21 protein-coding genes and 1 pseudogene are annotated in these 23,969 nt (G+C 70.3%); 10 read left to right on the top strand and 12 right to left on the bottom strand.

Annotated features, from left to right (window positions below):
• Positions 1-97: 97 nt before the first annotated feature.
• The 3 genes and pseudogenes from ACIBX3_RS53495 to ACIBX3_RS53485 all read left to right on the top strand — a co-directional run.
• Positions 98-271, top strand: a pseudogene (locus ACIBX3_RS53495) (zinc-binding dehydrogenase); the annotation flags it as partial.
• Between the two features lie 44 nt (positions 272-315).
• Positions 316-768 carry a hypothetical protein gene (locus tag ACIBX3_RS53490; RefSeq protein ID WP_397128497.1) on the top strand — a complete coding sequence of 151 codons (453 nt, stop codon included), beginning with the start codon at positions 316-318 and terminating at the stop codon, positions 766-768.
• Between the two features lie 33 nt (positions 769-801).
• Positions 802-1,329, top strand: a complete 528-nt coding sequence (locus tag ACIBX3_RS53485) for a hypothetical protein (RefSeq protein ID WP_397128496.1) — start codon at positions 802-804, stop codon at positions 1,327-1,329.
• Positions 1,330-2,140: 811 nt separating this feature from the next.
• Here ACIBX3_RS53485 and ACIBX3_RS53480 read toward each other — a convergent pair.
• Positions 2,141-2,692: a histidine phosphatase family protein gene (locus ACIBX3_RS53480; RefSeq protein ID WP_397128495.1), complete on the bottom strand. Its 552-nt coding sequence runs from the start codon at positions 2,690-2,692 to the stop codon at positions 2,141-2,143.
• Positions 2,693-2,767: 75 nt separating this feature from the next.
• On the opposite strand from ACIBX3_RS53480, the gene ACIBX3_RS53475 reads away from it, so the two are divergent.
• The 3 genes from ACIBX3_RS53475 to ACIBX3_RS53465 all read left to right on the top strand — a co-directional run bounded on the left by ACIBX3_RS53475 (position 2,768) and on the right by ACIBX3_RS53465 (position 5,654).
• Positions 2,768-3,784, top strand: coding sequence for an aminotransferase class V-fold PLP-dependent enzyme (locus ACIBX3_RS53475; RefSeq protein WP_397128494.1), 1,017 nt, complete (start codon positions 2,768-2,770; stop codon positions 3,782-3,784).
• A 101-nt stretch (positions 3,785-3,885) separates the two neighbouring features.
• Positions 3,886-4,611 carry a ThuA domain-containing protein gene (locus ACIBX3_RS53470; protein WP_397128493.1) on the top strand — a complete coding sequence of 242 codons (726 nt, stop codon included), beginning with the start codon at positions 3,886-3,888 and terminating at the stop codon, positions 4,609-4,611.
• Between the two features lie 8 nt (positions 4,612-4,619).
• The gene (locus ACIBX3_RS53465) at positions 4,620-5,654 is read left to right on the top strand and encodes a Gfo/Idh/MocA family protein (RefSeq protein WP_397128492.1); all 1,035 of its coding nucleotides are present in this window, start codon (positions 4,620-4,622) and stop codon (positions 5,652-5,654) included.
• Here the strand turns inward: ACIBX3_RS53465 and ACIBX3_RS53460 are convergent.
• From ACIBX3_RS53460 to ACIBX3_RS53430, 7 genes are all read right to left on the bottom strand, one after another.
• Entirely contained in the window at positions 5,651-6,685 is a 1,035-nt protein-coding gene (locus ACIBX3_RS53460; protein WP_397128491.1) for an ABC transporter ATP-binding protein, read from the bottom strand. The genes ACIBX3_RS53465 and ACIBX3_RS53460 overlap by 4 nt on opposite strands.
• On the bottom strand, positions 6,682-7,488 hold the full coding sequence (locus ACIBX3_RS53455) for an ABC transporter permease (protein ID WP_397128490.1): 807 nt from the start codon (positions 7,486-7,488) through the stop codon (positions 6,682-6,684). The genes ACIBX3_RS53460 and ACIBX3_RS53455 overlap by 4 nt, the downstream gene beginning before the upstream one ends.
• A 5-nt stretch (positions 7,489-7,493) precedes the next feature.
• Complete coding sequence (gene modA, locus ACIBX3_RS53450) at positions 7,494-8,264, bottom strand: molybdate ABC transporter substrate-binding protein (RefSeq protein ID WP_397128489.1); 771 nt, start codon at positions 8,262-8,264, stop codon at positions 7,494-7,496.
• A gap of 12 nt (positions 8,265-8,276) precedes the next feature.
• Positions 8,277-8,675 (bottom strand): molybdopterin-binding protein, encoded by a 399-nt coding sequence (locus ACIBX3_RS53445; RefSeq protein WP_397128488.1) that lies wholly within the window; start codon positions 8,673-8,675, stop codon positions 8,277-8,279.
• Between the two features lie 131 nt (positions 8,676-8,806).
• Positions 8,807-10,960 (bottom strand): malectin domain-containing carbohydrate-binding protein, encoded by a 2,154-nt coding sequence (locus ACIBX3_RS53440; protein ID WP_397128487.1) that lies wholly within the window; start codon positions 10,958-10,960, stop codon positions 8,807-8,809.
• Positions 10,957-12,756, bottom strand: coding sequence for a DUF2264 domain-containing protein (locus ACIBX3_RS53435; RefSeq protein ID WP_397128486.1), 1,800 nt, complete (start codon positions 12,754-12,756; stop codon positions 10,957-10,959). The genes ACIBX3_RS53440 and ACIBX3_RS53435 overlap by 4 nt, the downstream gene beginning before the upstream one ends.
• 2 nt (positions 12,757-12,758) lie before the next feature.
• Entirely contained in the window at positions 12,759-12,908 is a 150-nt protein-coding gene (locus ACIBX3_RS53430; RefSeq protein WP_397128485.1) for a hypothetical protein, read from the bottom strand.
• A gap of 184 nt (positions 12,909-13,092) precedes the next feature.
• On the opposite strand from ACIBX3_RS53430, the gene ACIBX3_RS53425 reads away from it, so the two are divergent.
• Positions 13,093-14,076: a LacI family DNA-binding transcriptional regulator gene (locus tag ACIBX3_RS53425; RefSeq protein WP_397128484.1), complete on the top strand. Its 984-nt coding sequence runs from the start codon at positions 13,093-13,095 to the stop codon at positions 14,074-14,076.
• Between the two features lie 51 nt (positions 14,077-14,127).
• Here ACIBX3_RS53425 and ACIBX3_RS53420 read toward each other — a convergent pair whose 3' ends face one another.
• The 4 genes from ACIBX3_RS53420 to ACIBX3_RS53405 are packed head-to-tail and all read right to left on the bottom strand — an operon-like array spanning position 14,128 to position 19,162.
• A complete protein-coding gene (locus ACIBX3_RS53420; RefSeq protein ID WP_397128483.1) occupies positions 14,128-15,030 on the bottom strand; it encodes a carbohydrate ABC transporter permease in 903 nt (300 codons plus the stop codon).
• Positions 15,027-15,908, bottom strand: coding sequence for a carbohydrate ABC transporter permease (locus tag ACIBX3_RS53415; RefSeq protein ID WP_397128482.1), 882 nt, complete (start codon positions 15,906-15,908; stop codon positions 15,027-15,029). The genes ACIBX3_RS53420 and ACIBX3_RS53415 overlap by 4 nt, the downstream gene beginning before the upstream one ends.
• A complete protein-coding gene (locus ACIBX3_RS53410) occupies positions 15,908-17,272 on the bottom strand; it encodes an extracellular solute-binding protein (protein ID WP_397128481.1) in 1,365 nt (454 codons plus the stop codon). The genes ACIBX3_RS53415 and ACIBX3_RS53410 overlap by 1 nt, the downstream gene beginning before the upstream one ends.
• 12 nt (positions 17,273-17,284) lie before the next feature.
• Positions 17,285-19,162: a glycoside hydrolase family 127 protein gene (locus tag ACIBX3_RS53405; RefSeq protein ID WP_397128480.1), complete on the bottom strand. Its 1,878-nt coding sequence runs from the start codon at positions 19,160-19,162 to the stop codon at positions 17,285-17,287.
• 128 nt (positions 19,163-19,290) lie between these two features.
• Between ACIBX3_RS53405 and ACIBX3_RS53400 the strand changes: the two genes are divergently transcribed.
• From ACIBX3_RS53400 to ACIBX3_RS53390, 3 genes are all read left to right on the top strand, one after another.
• Positions 19,291-20,322: a LacI family DNA-binding transcriptional regulator gene (locus tag ACIBX3_RS53400; protein WP_397128479.1), complete on the top strand. Its 1,032-nt coding sequence runs from the start codon at positions 19,291-19,293 to the stop codon at positions 20,320-20,322.
• A gap of 165 nt (positions 20,323-20,487) precedes the next feature.
• Positions 20,488-22,449 (top strand): Ig domain-containing protein, encoded by a 1,962-nt coding sequence (locus ACIBX3_RS53395; RefSeq protein WP_397128478.1) that lies wholly within the window; start codon positions 20,488-20,490, stop codon positions 22,447-22,449.
• A gap of 10 nt (positions 22,450-22,459) precedes the next feature.
• Entirely contained in the window at positions 22,460-23,962 is a 1,503-nt protein-coding gene (locus tag ACIBX3_RS53390) for an Ig domain-containing protein (RefSeq protein WP_397128477.1), read from the top strand.
• The last annotated feature ends 7 nt before the right edge of the window (positions 23,963-23,969 follow it).

The raw sequence follows: 23,969 nt of genomic DNA, 5'->3' as shown, positions 1-23,969 counted from the left end.
GTCACAATGGCGCCGCCGTCATCAAGCCGCCGCTCGACGCTGCCACTACCAGCGCAGATCCCAACCATGATCGCGAAATGTCACTGGAGTACTAGAAGAAGTCGTAGAACTCTACGCACAAGGCAAGATCAAGCTACACGTCCGGCAGATTTTCCCACTGGCAGGGGCCGCCGCGGCGCACCGCACCGTCGAAACCGGGCACGGGCGCGGGAAGATCGTTCTCCTCGTCTCTTCCTCCACAACCCGCCGTCCCCACGAGCGCAGCGGCTGACTGGCCGCGCGCTGAGTAGAACCGACTGAGGAGAGGTTGAGCGCGTGGCCTTGGCGGCCTCCACGATCAGATCGGCCACCACGTCCGGCTGCCAGTTCCTCAACGCCGCCGCGGAGTACCCCGACCCCGGCCACCCGGTGCGCGCGGTCATCGACCACCAACGCATGTGGTTGTCCGGGATGCTGCGCGACCTCTCGACCGACCTGGGCCACCCCGACCACGCCGCGCGCATGCTCGTCCTGCTGCACGACGGTGCGTTCCAGGGCGCGGAACTCGACGACGCGACTGTCGTCCGCGTCGCGGCCTACGGCCTGGCGGCCGCGCGTGCCGAAGCCTCGTTCAAGACCGGGCACGTACTCACCGTCCAGGCCTGCGACATGATCGCCCGCTCCTACGAGACCAAGGACCGTCAGAGCCGGACCGTTGTCCGCAGCATCGTCAAAGTGATCGCCACCGCGATGCACGAATTCCCCACAACCAATCCGAACTATCACTAAAGTGATCAAGTCAAAGATCAAGGAGGAAGCACTATGAAGCGGACGACGACAGCCCTGCGGATCGGCAGCTCAGCGCTGGTGGTGGCGCTGGCGGGAGGTGTCATGCCGGTCGCCGTCGCGCCCGCAGCGCTCGCCGCCCGGAAGCCGACGCTCGGGCCGTACGGGTACGGCAACCTGAAGCTCGGCATGACCGCCACCAAGGCCAAGGCGACCGGAAGAATCGCCCGCAAACCAGTCGGGGACTCCGCCAGATGCACGGCCTGGGACCTGAAGGAGAACCCGTACCCCAACTACCGGGTAGGGATGTACATCTCGAAGAAGTACGGCCTGGCCATGATCGTCGCTCCTACCGACCTCAAAACGCCTCAGGGCATCGGCATCGGCTCCACCAGGGCCCAGCTGAAGGCCGCCTACCCCGATCTGCGGCGCGGTCCGGGCGGGTATCCCACCGCCGGCGTACCGGGCAACAAGAAAGCGCGCTACCTCTTCTACGTGTCGCTCAAGAACAAGGTCGCCGGGATGAGCCTGGTTCTGGCCAAGCACGACTGCCGCAAGTACTAGCGCCCACACGGCCTCGGCAAGGTGACCGCTCCCTGTGCCGGTCCAGGGCATACGCAAGGCGCGCGGTCACCGAGTCTCGCTGACTGGACCCCGTGACGCCGACCGGCACAGGCAGCGACGACAGGTGCACTCATTCCAACCATGCGGCACGGTCACACGACTCTCATTGGGCCGCGTAACCGTGCCTGCCATGTCTGCCGAATGTCCCTTGATGTTCTAGTACGGGATCATTTCCAGATGTACAGAGCGAAGTATGGACTGTCCCAGTCACACTTGAATTTCGACGTGTACTTGGAGTCCTTCAGCGCTTCGCCGGCGGCGAAGCATGTCTCGTATTCTTCGTATACCCCCCACACGCGCCACTTTGCGGCTTGAGCCGGAGAGGCGATGCCGATGGTCGTAAGGACGGTGGCGACTGCGATGACCAGCGCAGCTCGCGTCGCACGCTTACCTTGCATGCAGTCGTTCTCCAATCGCTTCGCATGGGCGTGACATATTAGATGCTCCTTCTCGGGCCGTTTCCCGCAAGAGGCAGTACATCTTCCGCGATTATCTATCCGCGCCACCATAGAGCCGCCATAAATACGCCACAAACGGCGCTGACCGCCTTGATGAGCCGGCCGTGCTCGCGGTCCTGCAACCAGCCACCGCAGACCAGCTTCATGATCGGCGACCACCGGTGAGAGAGCGTCCGAGGAGCGATCGTGCTGATTGCCGCACGGGACGGACCTGGCTTCTCTCTTGTTGCGGCTGTTGGAGTCGTCGAGGTAGAAAATTTCACCGAAGCAGGCGCCTTTACATTGTAGATTCACTAGTGCGGAGGCGCCCGGTGGAACTCGGCGCTCACGAAACGACCATCCGCGTAGCCCAGCCGCACGCCGTCGCCGTGCCCGAACGGCGCTCCCCAGGAGGCGTGCGGGGCATCGGGAAGGCACGCCACCAGCGCCAGCTCGATCCCCCCGCCATGTCCGACCAGCAGCGCCGTGCCGCCCTCCGCGACGCCGCCGGCCGTGTCCGCCCAGATCGCGCGCAGGGCCTCGCCCACCGCCGCCGCGGCGCGATCCGCCCGTACGATCTCCGCCAGCCGCAGGTACGGCTCGCTCCACTCCCACTGGGCATGCCGGGGGATCTCCTCCGGCACGTACCCGGACGGCATCTCCACGGTGTCGTCGACGGCGAACCCCATGGCGACGGCGGTCTCCACGGCTCGCGGGGACGAGCTGGTGACGACCCGCTCGTAGGGCCCGGCCCCGGAGCCGATGGAGCGCGCCAGGGCGACGCCGCCGGCCGACAGATGCGAGCCGCGGCCCCGCGCCTCGCCCTTCTTGGTCAGACTGTGCCGGCGCACGTCCAGCCACCGCATGTTCTCTCCTTCCGCCGAACCCATGCGATCTTGCCCGGCCGCCTCCGCCCCGGCAAGACCGCCTAGTCTGACCCCATGGACATCGCCACCGCAGGCGAGCTCTGGGACGCCGACCCCGGATGGCTCAACACCGCCTCCTACGGCCTGCCTCCGCGCCACGCCTTCCAAGAGCTTCAGGCCGTGCTCGCCGAGTGGCGGCACGGGTCCGGCGACTGGAAGCCCTGGGACGCCTCCGTGGGACGGTCGCGGGCGGCGTTCGCGCGCATGGTGGGCGCGAACGCCGCGGACGTGACCGTGAGCTCGACCGTGTCGCAGATCATGTCCGTCGTGGCCACGGCGTTGCCGGCCAAGGCCCGCGTCGTGGTGCCGGACATCGAGTTCACCAGCAACCTGTTCCCCTGGGCGGTCGCGGCCGAGATCGAGGCCGTGCCCGCCGACCGGCTGGCCGACGCGGTCGACGGCTCGACCGCCGCCGTGGCCTTCAGCCTCGTCCAGTCCGCCACCGGCGACGTCGCCCCGCTGCGCGACATCGTGGCCGCCGCCCGCGCCCATGACGCGCTGGTCATCGCCGACGGCTCCCAGGCGTGCGGCTGGCTGCCCGTGGACGTCGACGGCCTCGACGCGCTGGCGTGCGCGGCGTACAAGTGGCTGATGGCGCCGCGGGGCGCCGCCTTCGGCTACCTGTCGCCGCGGCTGCGCGAGCGCATGCGTCCCCTGGCCGCCAACTGGTACGGCGGGGCCGGCGAGGACTCCTACTACGGGCCGCCGCTGCGGCTGGCGGCCGACGCCCGCGCGTTCGACCTGTCGCCGGCCTGGTTCTCGTACGTCGGCGCCGCCCCGGCCATCGAGCTGCTCAACGAGCTGGGCGTCAAGCGGATCCACGACCACAACGTCGCCCTCGCCAACCGCTTCCGCACGGGACTGGGCCTCGAGCCCGCCGGCACCGCCATCGTGTCGGTGGACGCCCCCGGGGAACGGCTCGCGGAGGCGGGAATCCGGGCGGCCGTGCGGGCGGGCAAGGTACGCGCCAGCTTCCACGTCTACAACACCACAACCGACGTGGATCGCGCACTGAACGCCCTGACCGGGTAGGCGCTCCAGCCGAATGCCGGAAAGGTCCGGAAGCGCCGTTTCCCGGGGACCGCCGCCTGGGCAGGAATCGATGCGTCGAGCCACGACCCGGAAGGAAGCGGATGGCGGTCAACGTCACGGTCTGGAGCGAGAACTACCACGAGCCGCGCGAGGAGGAGGTGCGCCGCCGCTACCCCGACGGCATCCACGGCGCCATCGCGGCCGGGCTGAAGGAGGCGCTGGGCGAGCGCGTACGCGTGCGCACCGCCGTACTCGACGATCCCGAGCACGGCCTGACGGACGAGGTGCTGGCCGGCACCGACGTGCTGACCTGGTGGGGGCACATGGCGCACGAGGAGGTGGACGACAAGGTCGTGGAACGCGTCCGGCGGCGCGTGTTCGGCGGGATGGGCCTGCTGGTGCTGCACTCGGGCCACTACTCGAAGATCTTCCGCGCGCTGATGGGCACCACCTGCACCCTGAACTGGCGCGACGCGGGCGAGCGGGAGCTGATCTGGACGGTCTCCCCCGGCCACCCGATCGCGCGCGGCGTGCCCCATCCGCTGGTCATCGACCACCAGGAGACGTACGGCGAACCGTTCGGCATCCCCGAGCCCGACGAGCTCGTCTTCATCAGCAACTTCAGCGGCGGCGAGGTGTTCCGCAGCGGCTGCTGCTACCGCAGAGGGCTGGGCCGGGTCTTCTACTTCAGCCCCGGCGACCAGGAGTATCCGGTCTACCACCACCCCGGCGTGCGGCGCGTGCTGGCCAACGCCGTCCTGTGGGCGGCCCCGCCGGACGGCGTCGGCGAGCCGCTCCAGAACGCCCACACCCCCATCCAGTGGTAGGAGCCGCCTTGACCTTCGCGACCGTCGGCGAGGACCGGCCGCTGCGCGCCGTGGTGGTCGGCGCCGGGTTCATCGGCGGCCAGTGGGCGCCGGAACTGCTCGCTCACCCCGGCACCGAGCTGGTGGGCTGGGTGGACGTGGCCGAGGACCGTGCCGTCGCCGCCGCCGGCGAGCTCGGCCTCGACGACCTGCCCGTCAGCACGTCGCTGACCGCCGTGCTGGACGGCGAGGAGCCGGACTTCATCGTCAACTGCACGGTCCCCCAGGCGCACCACGAGGTGACGGTGACGGCGCTGCGGCGCGGGGTGTCGGTGCTGAGCGAGAAGCCCATGTCGGTCACCCTGGACGAGGCGCGGTCCATGGTGAAGGCCGCCGACGAGGCGCGGCGGCTGTTCGCGGTCAACCAGAACCGCCGCTACATGCGCAGCCTGGTGGCCTTCCGCCGCACGGTGGCCGAGCTGGGTCCGCTCGGGCTGCTGACCTCGGATTTCTTCATGCCCTACCGGGGCGCGCCGTTCCTCTACACGCTGGAGCACCCGCTGCTGCAGGACATGGCGATCCACCTGTTCGACGCGGCGCGGGCGGTATCCGGGACCGATCCGGTCTCCGTCTACTGCGAGTCGTTCCGGCCCGGGTGGACCTGGTATCCGGGCGCCTGCTCGGCCACCGCGATCTTCGAGATGACCGGCGGGCTGCGGTACACGTTCACCGGGAGCTGGTCGGCGCCCGGGCGGCCGACGTCGTGGACGGGCAGCTGGCGGGCCGCCGGCACGCGCGGCACCGCCTGCTGGGACGGCGACGGCGACCCGGCTGCGGAGGGGGCCGAGGGGCAGGTCGTGCGGTCGTACGAGCAGGAGGCCGACCCGTTCCCCGGGCGCAGGCGCTACACCGGGCTGGCGGAGGGGCTGGAGGAGTTCGTGACGGGGCTGCGTACGGGACGGCCGCCGCAGGGCGACTGCCACGACAACATCCGCAGCCTGGCCATGGTGACGGCGGCGCTGGAGTCGGTCCGCACCGGCACCCGGGTGCCGATCGTGATCTAGGCGGGGTACGCGTGCGTCTCCGTGGCCTTCACCGAGGCCCAGATGCGCTGCCCGGGGCTGAGGTCGAGGTCGGCGAGGGCGGCCGGGGTGATGTCGACGAAGGCGGCGATCGGGCCGTCGAGGTGGACGCGTACGTTGTCGCCGTGCCGCTCGATGCCGTCGACCACGCCCTCCCACAGGTTGCGCGGGCTGCCGTCGGGCCGGGTGCGGTAGAGGGCGACGGCGGCGGGCGAGAACGCCACGAACGCCGGCCCGTCGAGCTGCTCGATGGCGCTGAACAGCAGATCGCCGACCTTGACCCGGGTGCCGTCGCCGAGCCCGCGGTAGAGGTTGAGCCCGACGAGGCGGGCGACGTAGTCGGTGCGCGGCCGGCGCGCCACCTCGGCCGGCGCGCCCTGCTGGACGATGGCGCCGTTCTCGACCACGATCAGCCGGTCGGCCAGCACCATCGCGTCGAGCGGGTCGTGGGTGACCAGGACGGTGGCGCCGTCGAAGTCGGCCAGGTGGCGGCGGAGCTGGGAGCGGATCTCCAGCCGGGTGTGCGCGTCGAGGGCCGCCAGCGGCTCGTCGAGCAGCAGCAGCCGCGGCTCCACGGCCAGCGCCCGGGCCAGGGCGACGCGCTGGGCCTGGCCGCCCGACAGCCGCCGGGGTTTGGCGGCGGCGTGGCCGGCCAGGCCGACGCGGTCCAGGAGCGCGGCGGCGACGCGGCGGGCCGCGCCCCTGGAGGCGCCGCGGCAGCGGGGGCCGAAAGCGACGTTGTCCAGGGCGGACAGGTGCGGGAAGAGCAGGTAGTCCTGGAAGACCATGCCGATGGGGCGCTGCTCGGCCGGCAGGGTGTGCAGGGGCCGGCCGTCGAGCGTGATGCGGCCGCCGCCGGACAGGGCGGTGAGCCCGGCCAGGGCGCGCAGGGCAGTGGTCTTGCCGGCGCCGTTGGGACCGAGCAGGGCGACGACCTCGCCGGCCGCGACCTGCAGGGCGATGTCGAGGGTGAACGCGGGCCGGGTGACGACCAGGCGGGCGTCGAGCGTCATGGGCTGTTCACCCACCTGTCGCGCAGCCCGGCCAGGATGATCACCGAGACGGCGAGCAGGACGAGGCTGAGCACGATGGCGGCCTCCGGCTCGGTCTCCAGGGCGAGGTAGACGGCCAGCGGCATGGTGCGGGTGCTGCCGGGGAAGTTGCCCGCGAACGTGATCGTGGCGCCGAACTCCCCCAGCGCCCTCGCCCAGCACAGCACGGCCCCGGCCACCACGCCGGGGGCGACGAGCGGCAGGGTGACACGGCGGAAGACGGTCCAGCGGGAGGCGCCGAGCGTGGCCGCCGCCTCCTCGTAACGCCGGTCGGCGGCCCGCAGCGCGCCCTCCACGCTGATGACCAGGAACGGCATCGCCACGAACGCCTCCGCCACGACCACCCCGGCCGTGGTGAACGGCAGGGTGAGGCCGAACGCCGACTCCAGCCACTGGCCGGCCAGGCCCCGGCGGCCGAGCACCAGCAACAGCGCGACACCGCCGACGACCGGAGGCAGCACCAGCGGCACCGTCACCAGCGCGCGCACCAGGCGCCGGCCGGGAACGTCCACCCGGGCCAGCAGCCAGGCCAGCGGCACGCCCAGGACCAGGCACACGGCCGTCGCGATGGTGGCCGTCACCAGCGACAACCGCAACGCCTCCAGCACCTGCGGCTCGGCCAGCCGCTGGAGCAGCGTGGGCCAGGGGGCGCGGATCACCAGCCCGGCCAGCGGCAGCACCAGGAAGGCGAGGCCGAGCAGCGCGGGCACCACGAGCACCCACGGCAGCCGCCCGGCGAGCTGCTTCTCCTGTGACGGCCTCATCGTGATCAGGGCACCTCGAACCCGGCCTTGGCCAGCACGTCCTTGCCCCGCTGCGACAGCACCACATCGACGAACTGCTTGGCCACCGCGCCGGCGGGCGCCTTGGCCAGCGCCGCGATCGGGTAGTCGTTGACCGCCTGGGCGGCCTCGGGGAAGGCGATCCCCTCGACCTTGCCCGCCGAGGCGATGACGTCGGTCTTGTAGACCAGCGCGGCGTCCACCTCGCCCAGCTCGACTTTGGTCAGCGTGGCCTTGACGTCCTGCTCCAGCGTCACCGGGGTGATCTTCACCCCGGCCGCGCCGAGCGCCTTGACCGCGGCGGCGCCGCACGGCACCTGCTCGGCGCAGAGCGCGACCTTCACCTCGGGGCCGGCCAGGTCCCCCAGCGCGTCCACCCGGGCCGGGTTGCCGGCCGGCACGGCGATCTGCAGGGTGTTCCGCGCGAACGTGACCGGCGCGCCCGCCAGGGACGCGTCCGTGACCGTCTTCATGGTGGCCGGGCTGGCCGCCGCGAACACGTCGGCGGGCGCCCCCTGGGTGATCTGCTGGGCCAGGGTCGCGCTGGAGCCGAAGTTGAACCGCACCGTCGTCCCCGGATGGGCCGCCTCGAAGACCTTGCCGAGCTCGGTGAACGTGCCGGTCAGCGACGTCGCGGCGAACACCGTCATCTCCTTCGCCCCGCCCCCGCCGGCGGACGTGGCAGGCCCGCCGGAGCCGCACGCGGACAGGCAGGCGACCGCGATCACGACCACCCATCCCAGACGTCGCCTGAACACCGTGGCCGCTCCTCACTCCCGCTCGTGGGCGGGGATCTCCACGACGACGTTGGTGGACTTGACCACGGCGACCGCCACGACCCCCGGCTCCAGTCCCAGCTCGTCGGCGGCCTGCCGGCTCATCAGCGACATAACGCGGTACGGCCCCGCGGCGATCTCCACCTGGGCCATCACCGAGTCCTTGATCACCTCGGTGACGATCCCGCGGAAGCGGTTGCGCGCCGAGGACCGCCCGGGGTCGACGGCCTCGATCTGAGCGCGGGCGAACGCGGCCAGCTCGGCGCCGTTCACCAGCCGGTGGCCGTGCTCGTCCCGCTCGGCGGCCAGCCGCCCGGAGTCGACCCAGCGGCGGACGGTGTCGGAGCTGACCCCGAGCAGCGCCGCGGCCTCGCTGATCCGGAACGTCGTCACAAGCCACCACACTACATGCCGCACATGCCAACCAGAAGACGCCCCTGCATGGGCAACCGCGAGGAGACATGCCGCCATGTCATGGCATCCACGAGGACGGAGCGTCTGGGCCGCCGAGCCGGACGACCGTGTCAGCGGGGTATGGCGGCGATGCCGGTGACGATCGCCTCGCCGGCCGTCGGGGTGAAGGCCAGGTCGAGCTGCCCGTCGGTGACGCGCACCCGCGCCTCGCGGACGATCGGCCTGCCCTGGCCGCCGGACGCCTGGAAGACGTCCAGGTCGCTCACGACGTCTCGGCCTTCCGCGGCGACGGAGAAGACCCGTTTGCCGGCTTCGGCGAACACCGGCTCGACGAAGGTGAGCCGCACCTGGTAGGTGCCGTTGTCCACCGGCAGGCGGTAGGAGAACGTCCCCTGACGGTAGGTGACGTCGCCGGCCGTTCCCCGCTTGCCGTGCAGGAAGTGCCGGTCCGACGGGCTGCCCGCCTTGACGAGCAGGGTGCGGTAGGGGAAGCCGGCGCGCAGCCCGATCGAGGGGTAGGCCATCTTCGAGGCGTCGAAGGCGGGCTGCCAGCTCGAGTTGGTGACCACGCCCGCGCTCTTGTTGGTCTTGTAGACCGGATCGCGCTGAATGTTCTCCGCCTGCACGTTGCTGACGACCGTGCCGTACGTGCCCTCGTCCAGGTAGACGGCCGCCGGGTTGGAGCCGGCGTGGCCCTGGCTGTTGCTGGCCTCGGGGTGACTGTAGGCGTTGTTGACGACGATCTGGTCGTGGGTGTTGACCTGGAAGGGGCCGTCGGGCGCCGTGCTGGTGCCGAAGGTGTAGACGCCGGCGCCGTCGCGGCTGTCCTGCATGACGTCGTGGATGTTCAGGTTCCTGACGGTGTTGCCGCGCGTGTACAGGTGCTCGTTGGGGATCTCCCGGTATCCGGCGAGGTAGGTGCCGAAGCGCGGGGAGTTGTAGATCTCGCTGTGGGAGATCTCGTTGTCCGACGCCTGCATGAGGATGTACCCGGCGCCGTGGCCGAGGAGTTCGCCGACGTCGTGGATGAGGTTGCCGGTCATCACGTTGCGGGTCAGCACGTCGCCTTCGCCCGGGTAGCGGCCTTCGAGGAAGACGCCCGCGTAACCGGTGTGCTCGATGAGGTTGGACTCGATGCGGTTGTCGTGGTTGGCGAACAACGCGTAGATCGCGGAATGGCCGGAGTTGCGCAAGCGCGAGCGGCTGATGGTGATGTGGTGGGTGTCGGTCATGAAGATCATGCCGGTGCGGTTGGCGGCCATCTCGATCTGCCGGTCGTAGATGGCGTACTGGTGGTTCTCGCCCGAGCCGTTCTCAAAGGGGTAGCCGTGGCGGTACCAGTCGGTGAAGTCGGTGGCCTCGAACCCGAGCCCGTCGAAGGTCAGGTCGTGCGCCCCGGTCAGCTTGAGCAGGGTTTCGGTGCGAGGCGCGACCACGTCGCCCAACCCGTGCCGCGGCCAGTAGTAGAGGGTGCCGGACGCGGTGTCGAGGTGGAACTCGCCCGGCGCGTCCAGGAGCTGGAGTATGCCCTGGAAGTAGAAGCGCGAGGGGTAGTTGGGCTGGCCGAGCGGGTGCCTGGCCTCGTTCTTGAGCGTGATGGTGCGGGCGTCCTGGTCGATGGAGGCGATGGGCGCGTGCTCGGCGAACCAGTTGGCGCGCGGCCACAGGTAGAGCTGGGCGTCACGCAGGTCCCAGCCTGTCGGGTCGAAGTCGCCCGCCTTGTAGTGCAGCACCGAGTGGCTCGGGTCGCCGGTCTCGCCGACGAAGTACCCCGCCCTGGCGGTCACCAGGTCGGAGGGGGCGAGGTTGGGGGTGCGGGCCTTGACCGCGCGCACGCCGTTCTCGTAGAGGGTGTCGAACCGGTGGCCGACCTTGGCCTGCCAGATGTTGCCCCGATAGCGGGTCCACCCGGTGACCTGCCGCCCGCCGACGAACCTGGCGGAGCCGGGCGGCCCGTCCCACACCTGGTAGACCACGCGGTGCCCGCCGGTGCCCGAGTCCTCGGCGGTGAACTCGACCGGCTGGTCCAGGCGGTGGTCGCCGCGGCGGACGTGGACCACGATGTCGGCGTCCATGTCGTCGTTGATCGCGCGCACGGCGTCCCTGGCGCGTTGCAGGGTACGGAACGGCCGCGCCGCCGTGCCCGGCCCCGCGTCGTCGCCGCCGGGCGAGAGGTAGAGGTGGGTCTGCCGCGCCGCGTGCGCGGGCGCGGTGAGCCCCGCCGACGCCACGATCAGCGCGCATAAAAGGATGAGTCGTTTCATGATGGGGGTCCTCCGGGTGTGTCGGCAGCGAGAAGTGCGGTCAGATCCGGTACGGCGGGCGCCGCCGGCCAGCCGCCGGGCGCGCCGGCCAGGCCCAGCACGGCGCAGGCCAGCCAGTGCTCGCCCGGCTCGTGCTCGGCCACCAGCGTCGGGATGAGGGTTCGCCTGGCCAGCACGTTGGTGCCGGGCAACGCCACCACGAGCCTCCCCTGACGGGTCAGGTCCGCCGCCCCGCCCCCGCCCGGCCGGCTCGTCAGGTCCTCGATCGCCGACAGGCCCGGCTCTCCCCTGGCCCGGGCGTGTCCCGGTCCGCAGTCGCGAAGGAGCGGCAGGTCGCGGTCGATGGCGAAGCCCCCTTCCGCCGAGCGCACCGCGCGCCCCGTGCGCAGCCGGTGCACCCGTACGTGCCAGGGCGGTTCGGCCAGCAGCCAGGTCTCGACCTCCAGGTCGGAGGCGGCCCGCCACCGCGAGTACAGCCACCCGTCGCCCCCGGTGCAGTCGAACGGCTCCTGCCTGATCCGGTAGTGGACGCCGTCGTCGCTGAGCGCCAGCGCGCTGTCGTAGGCGCCCTGCTCGAGCCCGGACGCTCCGGCGGGCACACTGAAGCCGAAATGCGAGGAGTAAGCGAACTTGGCGTATTTGTCCGCGCCGTGCCGTACCCAGGCGTGATGCTGGCGGCCGCTGAGCGCGACCACGTGCCGCCCCTGCTCGGCCCTGATCAGGACCGCGCCCGCGTGCGGCTGGGTGCTGACCTCCTCCAGCTCGGGCGCGGGCGCCTCGGCCGCCGTCCAGAACGGGTGCGTGGCGGGCAGCGCGAGCGGCAGCATCGCCTTCATCGCCCAGTACGGCGAGCCGGGTGCGTTGTACTGCTCGGCCAGCGTCGGCTGCGCGTAGCCGTAGCCCACGGTGAGCACGCCGCGCGGGTCGGAGATCGGCCGTCCCCGCCACCAGCGCAGGTGCCGCGCCAGGTATCCCTTGACGACGCCCCAGGGCAGCGCCTCCACCCCGGCGAACGCCAGCGCCCCCCAGAACGCCGCCTGCGCGAACCGGTAGGTGAGGCTCCGCCCGAACGGCACCGCCGCCCCGCCGGCCGCGAACCAGTGCTGGAAGTCCGGCGCGAAGGCCGCCGCCCGCTCCCGGAAGCGCTCGGCCCTGGCGGGATCCCGCTCTCCGGCGAGCGTGGCGTAGAGGAGGCCGTAGAAGTGCATGGCGAACGACACGTAATAGTCGCGCCGCTCGGTCGGCCCGTCGGCGTACCAGCCGCCGCCCAGCGCGTACGATTCCAGCCGGTCCAGCCGGGCCTCGACCGGCGCGCGGTCGTGGGCCACTCCGACCCTGTCGAGGCCGAGCGAGGCGAGCACGCCGAAGAAGCGCCAGTTGTTGTCGGTCGTCGAACGCTCGAGCGCGGTGGCCAGCCAGGCGGCCACCCGGTCGCGCTCGCAGCCGTCGAGGGGGTCCCAGAGCTGCTCGGGAGCCAGGGCGAGCGCGAACCCGATGGCCGCCATCTCGACGATCCGCTGGTCCTCGTCGCCCGGCTCGCCCCAGTACTCGGGATGGCCGGGGTCCGTGCCGGCGGCCAGGCCCCGCCGCAGCAGCGGCCAGTGGGCGAAGGCGCCGCCACCGGCGGCGAGCGGGGCCAGCCCCCACAGCGGCCGGGCGTAGGCTTCCAGCTCCGCGGCGGTGTCGTCGTGCAGTGCGGCGTTCACGCCCAGCCTCACCCGGGCGCCGCCCGGGCTGACGTGCGGGACGAGTGGCTCGACCAGGTCGCGGGTCCAGTCCTGCAGCCAGGAACGCATGGTCATCCTTTCTCCGCGCCGGCGTACTGCTTGGCGGCGGGCGTCCGGGTGTTGTCCACCCAGACGAGTAACTCCTCCGAGCTTTCGGCGGCCGGGCCTCCGCCACAGGCTGCGGCGCTCACGAGCAGGAGGAGTACGAGAGGGATTCTCATGCGGCACCTCAGACCGGGGGGATAGTTGCGATACCTTTCGCAACTTCTGAGAGTTCCTGGCAACGTAAGCGAAACATCCGATGTCCGTCAAGGCTGACTTGCGTGGAAAACACGGCCATGTCAGGCTTCTCCAGCATCTGGGCGACTTTCGCGGAGGTTTCGTAGAGTGCGACGTCGGAGCAGGATGTCTGACATCGCCGAGCAAGCCGGCGTGTCCGTCTCGACCGTGTCCAAGGTCCTGAACGGAAGGTCGGACGTCTCGGCGGAAACCCGGGCCAAAGTCCAGCGCCTGCTCGGCCTCAACGGCTACACGGCTCCCGGCCGGCAGGAATACGCCGGCGGGCTGGTCGAGTTCGTGATCAACGAGTTGGACAGCCCGTGGGCCGTCGAGCTCATCAGGGGCGCGGAGGAGGTCGTCCAGCGGGCCGGGATGGGCCTGGTGGTCTCGGCGGTCCACGGGCGCTCCCGGCTGGCCAGGCAATGGCTCGACGCGCTGGCCAACCGCGGGTCCCTCGGGGCCATCCTGGTGCTGTCCGAGCTCTCCCCGGCCCAGGAGCGTGAGCTGCGCCGCCTCGGCCTGCCGTTCGCCGTCGTCCATCCCGCGGCCGACCCCGGCCCCGACGTGCCGTCCGTCGGCGCCACGAACTGGCCCGGCGGTTTCATCGCGACCCGCCATCTCCTCGACCTGGGCCACCGGCGGATCGCCATGATCGGCGGCCCGCCGCAGCGCCTGTCGGCGCGTGCCCGCCTGGACGGCTACCGCGCCGCGCTCGAGGAGTCGGGCATCGCCTTCGACCCCGAGCTGATACGGCACGGCGACTTCGGCCACGAGCTGGCCTACCACCACGCCCTCGACCTGCTCGGCCGGCCGGATCCGCCCACGGCCGTCTTCGCGGGAAGCGACCACCAGTCCCTGGGAACCTATCGGGCGCTGCACGATCGCGGGCTCCGGGCGCCCGAGGACGTGAGCGTGGTGGGCTTCGACGACCTGCCGTTCGCCGAGTGGGTGACGCCCCGGCTCACCACGGTGCGGCAGCCCCTCGCGGAGATGACGGCGGTGGCGGCGCGCATGGTGCTCCAGCGGATCGCCGGCGAGGAACTCGAGACCATGCGGGTAGAGCTGGCCACCAAGCTGGTGGTCCGCGAAAGCACCGGCCCCCGCCGCTGACGCGCGGCGACGGGGACACCGTCGCGGCCGGCCGGCCGCCTGGCCGGGTCGCTAGTTCTTGATCCCCGTCAGCGTGACGCCCTCGATGAAGTACCGCTGCAGGAAGAAGAACAGCGCGATGATCGGCGCGATCACGGCCGCCGACGCCGCCATCAGATACCCCCACTGCGTCAGGTACATGCTCTGGAACGACGCCAGCCCCAGCGACAGCGTGTAGTTCTCCTCGCTCTGCAGGTAGAGCAGCGGCCCGAGGAAGTCGTTCCAGGTGCCGATGAAGGTGAAGATGGTGACCACGATGATCGCGGGCTTCGACAGCGGCAGGACGATCGTCCAGAACACCCGCCACGGCGAGGCCCCGTCGATGTAGGCGGCCTCGTCCAGCTCGAAGGGGATCGTCAGGAAGAACTGCCGCAGCAGGAAGATGTTGAACACTCCCCCGCCCGCCCCGGCGAACCAGCTCGGCACGGTGAGCGGCGCGATCGTGTCCAGCGCGCCCAGCTCCTGCCACATCACGAACGTCGGGACGAGCGTCACGGCGTACGGCAGCATCACGCCGCTCAGCAGGAGCGCGAACACCACGTCCCGCCCCCGCCAGCGCAGCCGGGAGAAGCTGAAGGCCGCCACCGAGCAGGTCAGCACCGTGCCCAGGACGCTGATGACGGCTATCACCAGCGTGTTGACGAAGTACCGGCCGAACGGCTGGGTGGTCAGCGCCTCGCCGAAGTTCGACCACTGGAACGGCGCGGGGATCCACTGCGGCGGCGAGACGAACATCTGCGCGTCCTGCATGAGCGCGCTGCGCACCAGCCACACGAACGGCAACAACGTCGGGATCGCCCCGGCCAGCAGGGCGGCGTACAGCAGCACCCGGCCGTACCTGCGGCGTCTGCGCAGCCCCTGGGTGGGGGCCACGCCGCGCGCACGGGTATCGTCCGGGGCCGCCACGGCGGTCATCGGGCACCCGCCATCTCGTAATAGACCCAGCGGCGGGCGTTCCTGAACATCAGGAACGTCACCACCATGATGATCATGAAGAGGGTCCAGGCGAGCGCGCTGGCGTAGCCCATCTCGCTCTCGGTGAACGCCTTGCGGAACAGGTAGTAGACGTAGAAGAGGGTGGCGTGGTTGGGGCCGCCCTCGGTCATCACGTACGCCTGGTTGAACACCTGGAACGTGCCGACCACGCCCACCACCAGGTTGTAGAAGATCGTCGGCGTCATCATCGGCAGCGTCACGTGCCAGAAGCGCCGCCACGGGCCGCCGCCGTCGATCGACACGGCCTCGTACAGATGCCGCGGCACACCCTGCAGCCCGGCCAGGAAGATCACCATGGTGTTGCCGAAACCCCATGTGCTCATGATGATCAGCGACGGCACCGCGGTGGACTCGGCGTAGAGCCACTGCGAGGCGGGCAGCCCACCCTGCCGCAACAGGGAGTTGAGCAGCCCGAAGTCCGGGTTGAAGATCCAGATCCAGAGCACGACGTTGGCGATCGCGGGCACCAGCGTCGGCAGGTAGAAGATCGTCCGCCACACCGCGAGGCCGCGGGCCTTCTGGTTGAGCAGCATGGCCACGGCGAAGCTGATGATGAGCACCAGCGGCACCGAGCCGAGCGTGTAGTACGTGGTCGTGGTCAGCGACTTCCAGAACAGCTCGTCGCGGGCCATCGCGGCGTAGTTGCCCAGCCCGACGAACGACGGGCTCGCACCGATCGTCCAGTCGGTCAGGCTGAAGAACGCCGAGGCGACCATCGGGCCGATCGTGAAGATCAGGAACCCGAGGATGGCGGGCAACGCCATCAGGATGCCCCAGCGGGTTTCCAGGCGGCGCATCAAAGGTCCTGGGTGTGGTGCCAGCCCTGCAGCATGCCGGTGATCTTCGGTGCGGCGGCCTTGAGGATCTCGGCGGCCGGGCGCTTGCCGGTCTCGAGCTCCTGCAGGGCGGGGGTCAGCACGTCGCTGGAGATGGCGGACATGTTCTTGACGCGGTTGCGCAGGTCGGGGACGCCGTGGTCGCGGGCGTAGTCCACGACCGCGGTCCGGAACTCCGGCGGGTGCTGCGCGTTCTTGGTCCAGGAGTCGATGGCCGCCTGATCCTCGTAGTACTTCTTCTCCTGCGGCATCCACAGGCCCTTGGCGAACAGGTCGACGTAGCGCGGGTCGTTGTGGAAGGCCAGCAGCTCCACCGCCTCCTGCTCGTGCTTGCCGCCGGCGAACACCGCCGAGGCGCCGGCCACCTGAGTGGCGGTGAACGACTCCTCGTACCTGGGCAGCACAGCCATGCCGTAGTCGACCTTGCTCTCGTTCATGTCGAGCAGGCTCCAGTGGCCGTCCACCACCATCGCCACCCGCTTCGTCTTGAGCAGGATGTTGGTGCCCGGCACCTCGTCCCCGGTGGCGGCGAGCTGGCCGGGGCCCGGCGCGACCCGGTGCTTGTAGACCAGGTCCTGCAGGTTCTGGAACACCTCGATCGCCTCGGGCGAATCCAGCGTGCACGTCTTGCCCGCCTCGTCGGCGAAGTCGCCCCCGTTGCCGCGCAGGAGCCCGTACCAGGCGGCGCCGTAGGTGAAGCTGATGGAGATGCCGAACTGCTTGATCTGCTGGGGATCGAAGCCCGACTCGTCCGGATGTTTGCCGTTCTGGTCAACAGTGAGCTTGTAAGCGTTCTCCACCATCTGATCCCACGTCCAGGCGGACGCGGCGACGGCGGGCGGCGTGACCCCCGACGCGGCGACGGCGGACTTGCTGAACCACAGCAGCATCGACTCGTTCGCCGTCGCGACGCCGTGCAGCTTGTCCTGGCCGGTCCACAGGTAGGCGTCCGGCAGATAGCCGGCCAGCTGCGGATACTTCTTCAGGTACGGGAACAGGTTGACCAGCTTGCCCTGCTCCCCCAGGCGGAACGACATCGACATCGGCACGTAGCCCAGGTCCGGCAGCCGGTTGCTCGCCACGAGCGTGTTGAGCTTCACGTCGTACTCGTCGGGGGTGAACAGCGGCTTGACCTTCACCCCGGCGTTCTTCTGCTCGTACTGCTTGAGCATGCGCTCGACGGCCGCCTTCTCGAAGGTCGAGCCCCAGAACATGAACTGCAGCTGCGTGTTCCCGGCCGAACTGGACCCGGAGCCGCCGCAGGCCGCCGCCGTGGTGCCGAGGGCGGCGAGACCGCCCAGCCTTAACAGGTCGCGTCTTCTCATCGACGTTCTTCCTTACGCGAGGGGGATCCAGACCCGCATCGCGCCGCCGTCCCGGTTGTCCCACTGGAAGTACGGGACGGCCGTCGCGGTCACGCGGGTGCTGGTCGCCGAGGGCTTGGCGGTGTACGGGAGACCGTCGCGCGGCTGGTCCACGGCGACGGCGTCGATCTCGATGAGCACAGTGCGGCCGGCACCTTCGAGGTCCTGCCCGGCCAGCACGCGCGGCTCGGCCCCCGGGGCGATGGCGAGGTCGTCCACCTCGACGCCCTCGGGCTGGTCGGCCTGCTCGAAACAGTAGACGAGGGGGCCGCGCTGGAGCGCCACGCTGCCCCTGACGGCGTCGATGCGGTGATGGGGATGCATGAGCCTGGGCGTCAGGTCGAGCTGGAGCTCCACCGTGTCGCCGCTGGTCCAAGGCCGACGGATACGGAAATATCCGTCATTGCCGGGGCTGGCGAGCCGGCCGTTGACGTAGGTGGACTCGCTCCACGACGGAAGGCGCAGCGCCAGCTCCCACACGCCGGCCGGGGCCTCCTCGACCGTGATGCGAACCAGGCCGTCCCACGGGTATTCGGTGTCGACCCGCAGCCGGGCGCCGCCCGCGTCGATGGACCCGGGAACGTACTGGTGCAGCTGAAGGCCGGCGTCCGTCTCGGTGGCGAGGTAGCCGCCGAGGGACGCCACCAGGCGCATGATGTTCGGCGGGCAGCAGGCGCACGCGAACCACTCCCTGCGCCGCCCCAGATAAGCGTCCTCGACGAGATCGTTCCTGCGCTGCAGCGGGTTGACGTAGAAGAAGCGGACGCCGTCGGCCGAGGTCGAGGCGGCGAAGGCGTTGTAGAGCGTGCGCTCGATCAGGTCCGCGTACCGGCCCTGGCCGGTGGCCAGCAGCAGCCGCCAGTTCCAGTGAATGCTCGCGATGGCCGCGCAACTCTCGCTGTAGGCACGGTCGGAGGGCAGCTCGTACCGCTCGCCGAACGCCTCGCCGTCGTGACGCGCGCCGTGGCCGCCCGTGATGTACGTCTTCGTGGCGACCATGTCCTCCCACCGGCGCACCGAGCACTCCAGCAGCGACTCGTCGCCCGTCTCCAGATAGACGTCGACGATGCCGGACTCCAGGTAGAGCTGGCGCACGGCGTGCCCGGCCGCGGTGCCGGACTCCCGCACCGGCAGGTGGTCCTGCGCGTACAGCGGGCCCATGCCGCTGTCGGCGATCAGCCCCTTGCCGCGGTTGTCGATCAGCTTGGCCGCCAGGTCCAGGTACGCGCGCTCACCGGTCAGCCGGTGCAGCTCGGCCAGCGCCGTCTCGACCTCGGCGTGACCGTCGATGCCGTCGTTCCCGCCGGTCAGGAACACCTCGACGAGGTGATCGGCCAGGCGGCGCGCCACCGGGAGCAGGCTGTCGCCGACGCCCGCCCGCGCGGCCGCCACCGCCGCCTGGAACAGGTGGCCGGCGCAGTACATCTCATGGCTGTACTCCAGCTCGGCGTAGATCTTGTCCGGCTTGACGACCTGGTAGTGCGAATTGAGGTAACCGTCGGGCCGCTGCGCCCTGGTCAGCACGGCTGCCGCCTGCTCCACGAACTCGGCGTACCGGGGCTCCGGGGCGCGGGCGTGCTCCCACGCGACGGCCTCGAGCTGCTTGTAGAGATCGGAATCCTGGAACCGGTAACCCTGGAAAGGCCCGTCGTCACCCTCCCCCGCCGCACGGCGCAGGTTGGGCAGCGCGCCCGAGCGCTCCATCTGCTCCAGGCCCAGCGGGATGCTCGCCTCGTGGTTGATCCGCTGCCATCGCGCGAAAGGCCCGCCGGTGATGGCGACGTCCCGGATGCCGATCGGCCGCCACACCGCTTGGCCGGAGGGAACGGCGGGACCAACGATCTGTTCCATCGAGCTCCTGACCCCTCATTGAGAAAACATGGGAATAGGTTTTCTCAATCGGAGAGTAAAGTGTGATACATCACGGGTCAAGAGACGATCCCGCGCCTCAACGTGTGTCCGCGAAAGGGGGAATCCGGTTGACCAGCCCGCCCGAAGGGACAACGAAAACCGTCACGATCAGGGACGTCGCGGCGGCGGCGAACGTGTCGATCGGCACCGCGTCCAAGGCGCTCAACGGCCGTGGCCGCATGCGGACCGAGACCCGCGACCGGGTCCTCGCCGTCGCCGAACGACTCGGCTTCCGCCCCAACGCGCTCGCCCAGGGACTGCTGGCCGGGCGCACCTACACCGTCGGCCTGGTCACGGGCGACAGCTTCGGCCGCTTCAGCATCCCGGTGATGCTGGGCGCGGAGGACGCGCTCGGCGCCGGCCAGATCTCGGTGTTCATGTGCGACACCCGCGACGACCCGATCAGAGAACGCCACTACGTCGAGCGGCTGCTCGCCCGGCGCGTCGAAGGCGTCATCGTCACCGGCCGGCGCACCGAGCCCCGCCCCGGCATCGGCCGCGACCTGCCCGTCCCCGTCGTGTACGCCATGACGCAGTCCACCGACGAGTCCGATGTGTCCATCATCCCGGACGACGAGGGCGGCGGCGCGCTCGCGGCCCGTCACCTGCTGGCCACCGGCCGCACGCGGATCGGGCACGTCACGGGGCCGCAACGTTTCCAGGCGGCGCGGCGCCGGGCCCACGGGCTCACCACCGCCCTGTCCGAGGCCGGCCTCGAACCCGCCGGGGAGATCCTGTTCGGGCAGTGGAGCGAGGAGTGGGGCCGGCAGGGGGCCGACGTGCTGCTGCACGCCGCGCCCGACGTGGACGCCATCTTCTGCGGCAGCGACCAGATCGCCCGCGGGGTGGCCGAGACGCTGCGGGAGCGGGGGCGGCGTGTGCCGGAGGACGTGGCGCTGGTGGGGTTCGACAACTGGGAGCCGATGGCGCTGGGGTGCCGGCCGCCGCTGACGACCGTGGACATGAACCTCGGCGAGATCGGGCGCCTGGCGGCCCGGCACATCCTGGACGCCATGGGCGGCCGGCCGTCCGGAGGCGGGGTGACCATCGTCCCCGCCAGCCTGGTCCTGCGAGAATCGACGCGGCGCGCGTCAGCCTGACGCCTTTACATTGTAGATCAGAGAGTCTCCGGCGTCCGATGGACCGGGGCCCGTGCCGCCAGGCGTGAGGCCCGGACGCCGGGCCGGCACCGGAGGTTGACCGGTGCTGTGTAACACCTTACTGTGCGCGTGGGAAACCCTATTCCCATCCTTCGAGGAGTCCGGATGGACCAAGGATGCGGCCGCGCCCAGAAAGCCGCGAAGGGCGCCAGGCGAATCACCGTAGCGGCAGTCCTGTTCACCTCCTTACTCACCGGCGGCGTGCCACAACCCGCGCACGCCGCCCCTACCGCCCAGGTCGTCGACATGTTCGGCAGGACCGTCAACGACTACGGCGTCAAGCTCGTCGACTGGCAGGGCTACCTGGCCAACCCGTACGTCGAGCTCAGCGTCAAACCCCCGCCCGACGTTCGCTACCCCGTCACCGTCGACCTGAAGGCCGAGGGCACCTCCAGGCTCATGATGGACCTGCCCAGCCAGCTCACCGCGACGGGCGCGACCAAGACCCTCACCTTCGCCGGCGCCACCGAGCAGAAGCCGTTCCGGCTGGCGATCCACTCCAAGCGCGGCCCGGGCGAGGATGAAAGTTACACGCTGAGGCTGTCGATCAGGGACGCGGGCGGCGCGACGTACCAGCAGTCCATGCCGATCCGCGTCCAGCAGGACGAGAAGACCGCGCTGCAGCCGAGCCTGCCGATCGCGTTCGACTACCGGTTCGACACGATCACCGGCTACTTCAACGCCCCGGCCTTCAGAACCGCCGCCGAGGAGGCGGTGAAGGACTGGTTCAGATTCTTCGACATGCAGCCGTTCGACACGGTGGCGGCCGGGGCGGAGCCGAACCACCTGCCGGGCAACGACTGGCAGAACACCATCAACGTCACCAACCAGTCGGCCTACAACGGCATGTACGTGTTCTTCCGCGGCATCCAGACCCCGTACTCGACCGGCTATCCGGCCGCCAACGGTCGCTACAGCACCAGGAACGGCCAGCAGCTCCCGGGCCCGCTGCACCGCTCCACCGCGATGATCTTCGAGTACGACGAGGCGAACAAGCAGCTGTTCACCTCCCTGGCCGACGAGGACTGGTACAAGACGGAGATCCAGGGCTCGGTGCTCGACGTGCACGGCCTGGTCATGCACGAGTACGGCCACTCGGTCGCCTTCCACAGCGATTGGGCGGGCATGCGCTCGTACGTGCAGGGCGGCGGCAACGACCCCGACGTGGCCGCCTACCAGGGCTACGCCGTGCCGCTCGACAGCAGCTACCACATCCCCGGCGAGCAGCGCTACTGGGACCGCATCAGCGGGCAGAGCGGCGGCTGGACCCACCTGTTCCCCACCCGCAGGTGGATGCTGACCAAGCTGGCCCTGCTCGTGGCCGAGAACGCCGGCTGGAAACTCAACCGCAACCTCACCCCGTTCCTGCCGCCGTCCATCGTCACCACCTCGCTCCCCCAGGCCACGCCGGGCGCCGCCTACCAGCAGACGCTCCAGGCCAAGGGCGGCGTGCCCTTCTACGACTGGCAGATCACCGGCGGCTCGCTGCCGGCCGGGCTGAGCCTCGACCGCTTCACCGGCGCCATCACCGGCACGCCGGCCACGGCGGGCACGTCGACGTTCACCGTCCAGCTCAGGGACTACGACCGGCTGAGTACACCGGTGACCAGGACGTTCACGCTGACCGTCGGGAACGGCGGCGGCACGCCGGCCAACGTGGCCGGGAGCGCGACGCCGTCGGCCTCGTACACCTCGCCCTGGGAGAGCGTGGCAGCGATCAACGACGGTATCGACCCGCCCAGTTCCAACGACACCGTCAACCGCCGCTGGGGCACCTGGCCGAACACCGGCGCCCAATGGGCCGAGCTGACCTGGCCGTCGGCCCAGACCCTCAGATCCGCCGACGTGTACTTCTTCGACGACGGCGGCGGCGTGCGCCTGCCCGCCTCCTGGAAGCTGCAGTACTGGAACGGCACCGCCTATGCGGACATCCCGGGCACGTACCCGGCCGCGCTGAACGCCTACAACCGCGTCACGTTCAGCCCCGTGACCACGACCAGGCTCAGGGTCGCGCTGCAGAGCGGGCAGGCCTCGGTCGGGCTGCTCGAAGTCAAGGCCAACACCTAGAAGGGCTTCCATGAGGAAGGTCGCAGCACTCGGCGCGCTCGCCGCCCTGGCGGGCGCGCTGTCCCTCCCCTCCCCCAGCCTCGCCGCCCCCAGAGAGGCGCCCGCGCTGGAGGTCTACGACATCTTCTTCCGCAAGGTCAACGACTACGGCGTCCAGCTCGTGGACTGGCAGGGCTACCTGGCCAACCCGTACGTCGAGCTGACCGTCCGGGCGCCGCGCGTGCCCGGGATCACCTATCCGCTGAAGGTGGACCTGCACGCCAAAGGCACCTCCAGGCTCATGCTGAACACGCCGAGCGAGCTGACCGCCACCGGCGCGACCAAGTCGTTCACGCTGACCGGGCCGTACGACCGCGAGGTCGTACGGCTGGCCATCCACTCCAAGCAGGGCGCGGGCCGCGACGAGCGGCACCAGTGGGTCATGCGGACCACCGACGCCACCGGCGCCAAACGCACGCAGACCATGCCGATCCGGGTGCAGCAGGACGAGAAGACGCCGCTGGAGCCGACGATCCCCATCGACTTCGACTACCGGTACGACGACATCACCGGCTACTTCTCCGACCCCGGCGTGCGCAAGGCGGCCGAGCGGGCGGTCAGGAACTGGTTCGCGTTCTTCGACCTGGAGCCGTTCGACACCGTCCCGGCCGGCGACGAGGTGAACCGGCTGCCGGGCGACGACTGGCAGAACGAGGTCGAGGCGAGCAACGCCAAGCCGTACAACGGCATGTACGTGTTCTTCCGCGGCATCCAGACGCCGTACTCGACCGGCTATCCCACGGTCAACGGCAAGTTCCACACCCAGAACGGCCGGCCGACCCCGTACCACCGCTCGACCAGCATGATCCTGGAGTACGACGAGCAGCTCATGAAGCTGTTCACGTCGCTGAGGGACGAGGACTGGTACAAGAGCGACCTCGGCCAGTACATCGACGTGCAGGGCCTGGTCATGCACGAGTACGGCCACGCGGTCGCCTTCCACAGCGACTGGAAGGGCATGGCCGGCTACGTCGCCTCCAAGGGTCGCGACGACCAGGACGTCATCGACTACCAGGGCTACCCGGTCCCGCTGGACACGAGCTACCACGTGCCCGGCGACGAGCCGTACTGGGACCGGCTCAGCGGCCAGAACGGCGGCTGGCGGCACCACTTCCCGACCCGGAGGTGGGAGCTGACCAAGCTGACACTGCTGATCGCCGAGAACGCCGGCTGGAAGCTGAACCGGAACCTCACCCCGTTCCTCAAGCCCTCGATCGAGACCGCCGAGCTGCCGGCGGCCACCGCGGGGGCGGCCTACGACCAGCGGCTGCGGGCCAAGGGCGGGGTGCCGTTCTACGACTGGCAGGTCGTGCGCGGGGCGCTGCCCGAGGGGCTGAGCCTCGACCGGTTCACGGGCGCGGTCACCGGCACGCCGGCCAAGGCCGGGTCGTACCGGTTCACCGTCCAGCTCAGAGACCACGACAAGCTGAGCGCTCCCGTCACCCGCGAGTACACCGTGGCGGTGGGCGGGTGACCGCAGG

The sequence above is a fragment of the Nonomuraea sp. NPDC049480 genome (assembly GCF_044465905.1).
Classification (GTDB): Bacteria; Actinomycetota; Actinomycetes; order Streptosporangiales; family Streptosporangiaceae; genus Nonomuraea.
Note: the sequence above shows the minus strand (reverse complement) of the source record. Positions and strands in the feature narration are given on the sequence as shown.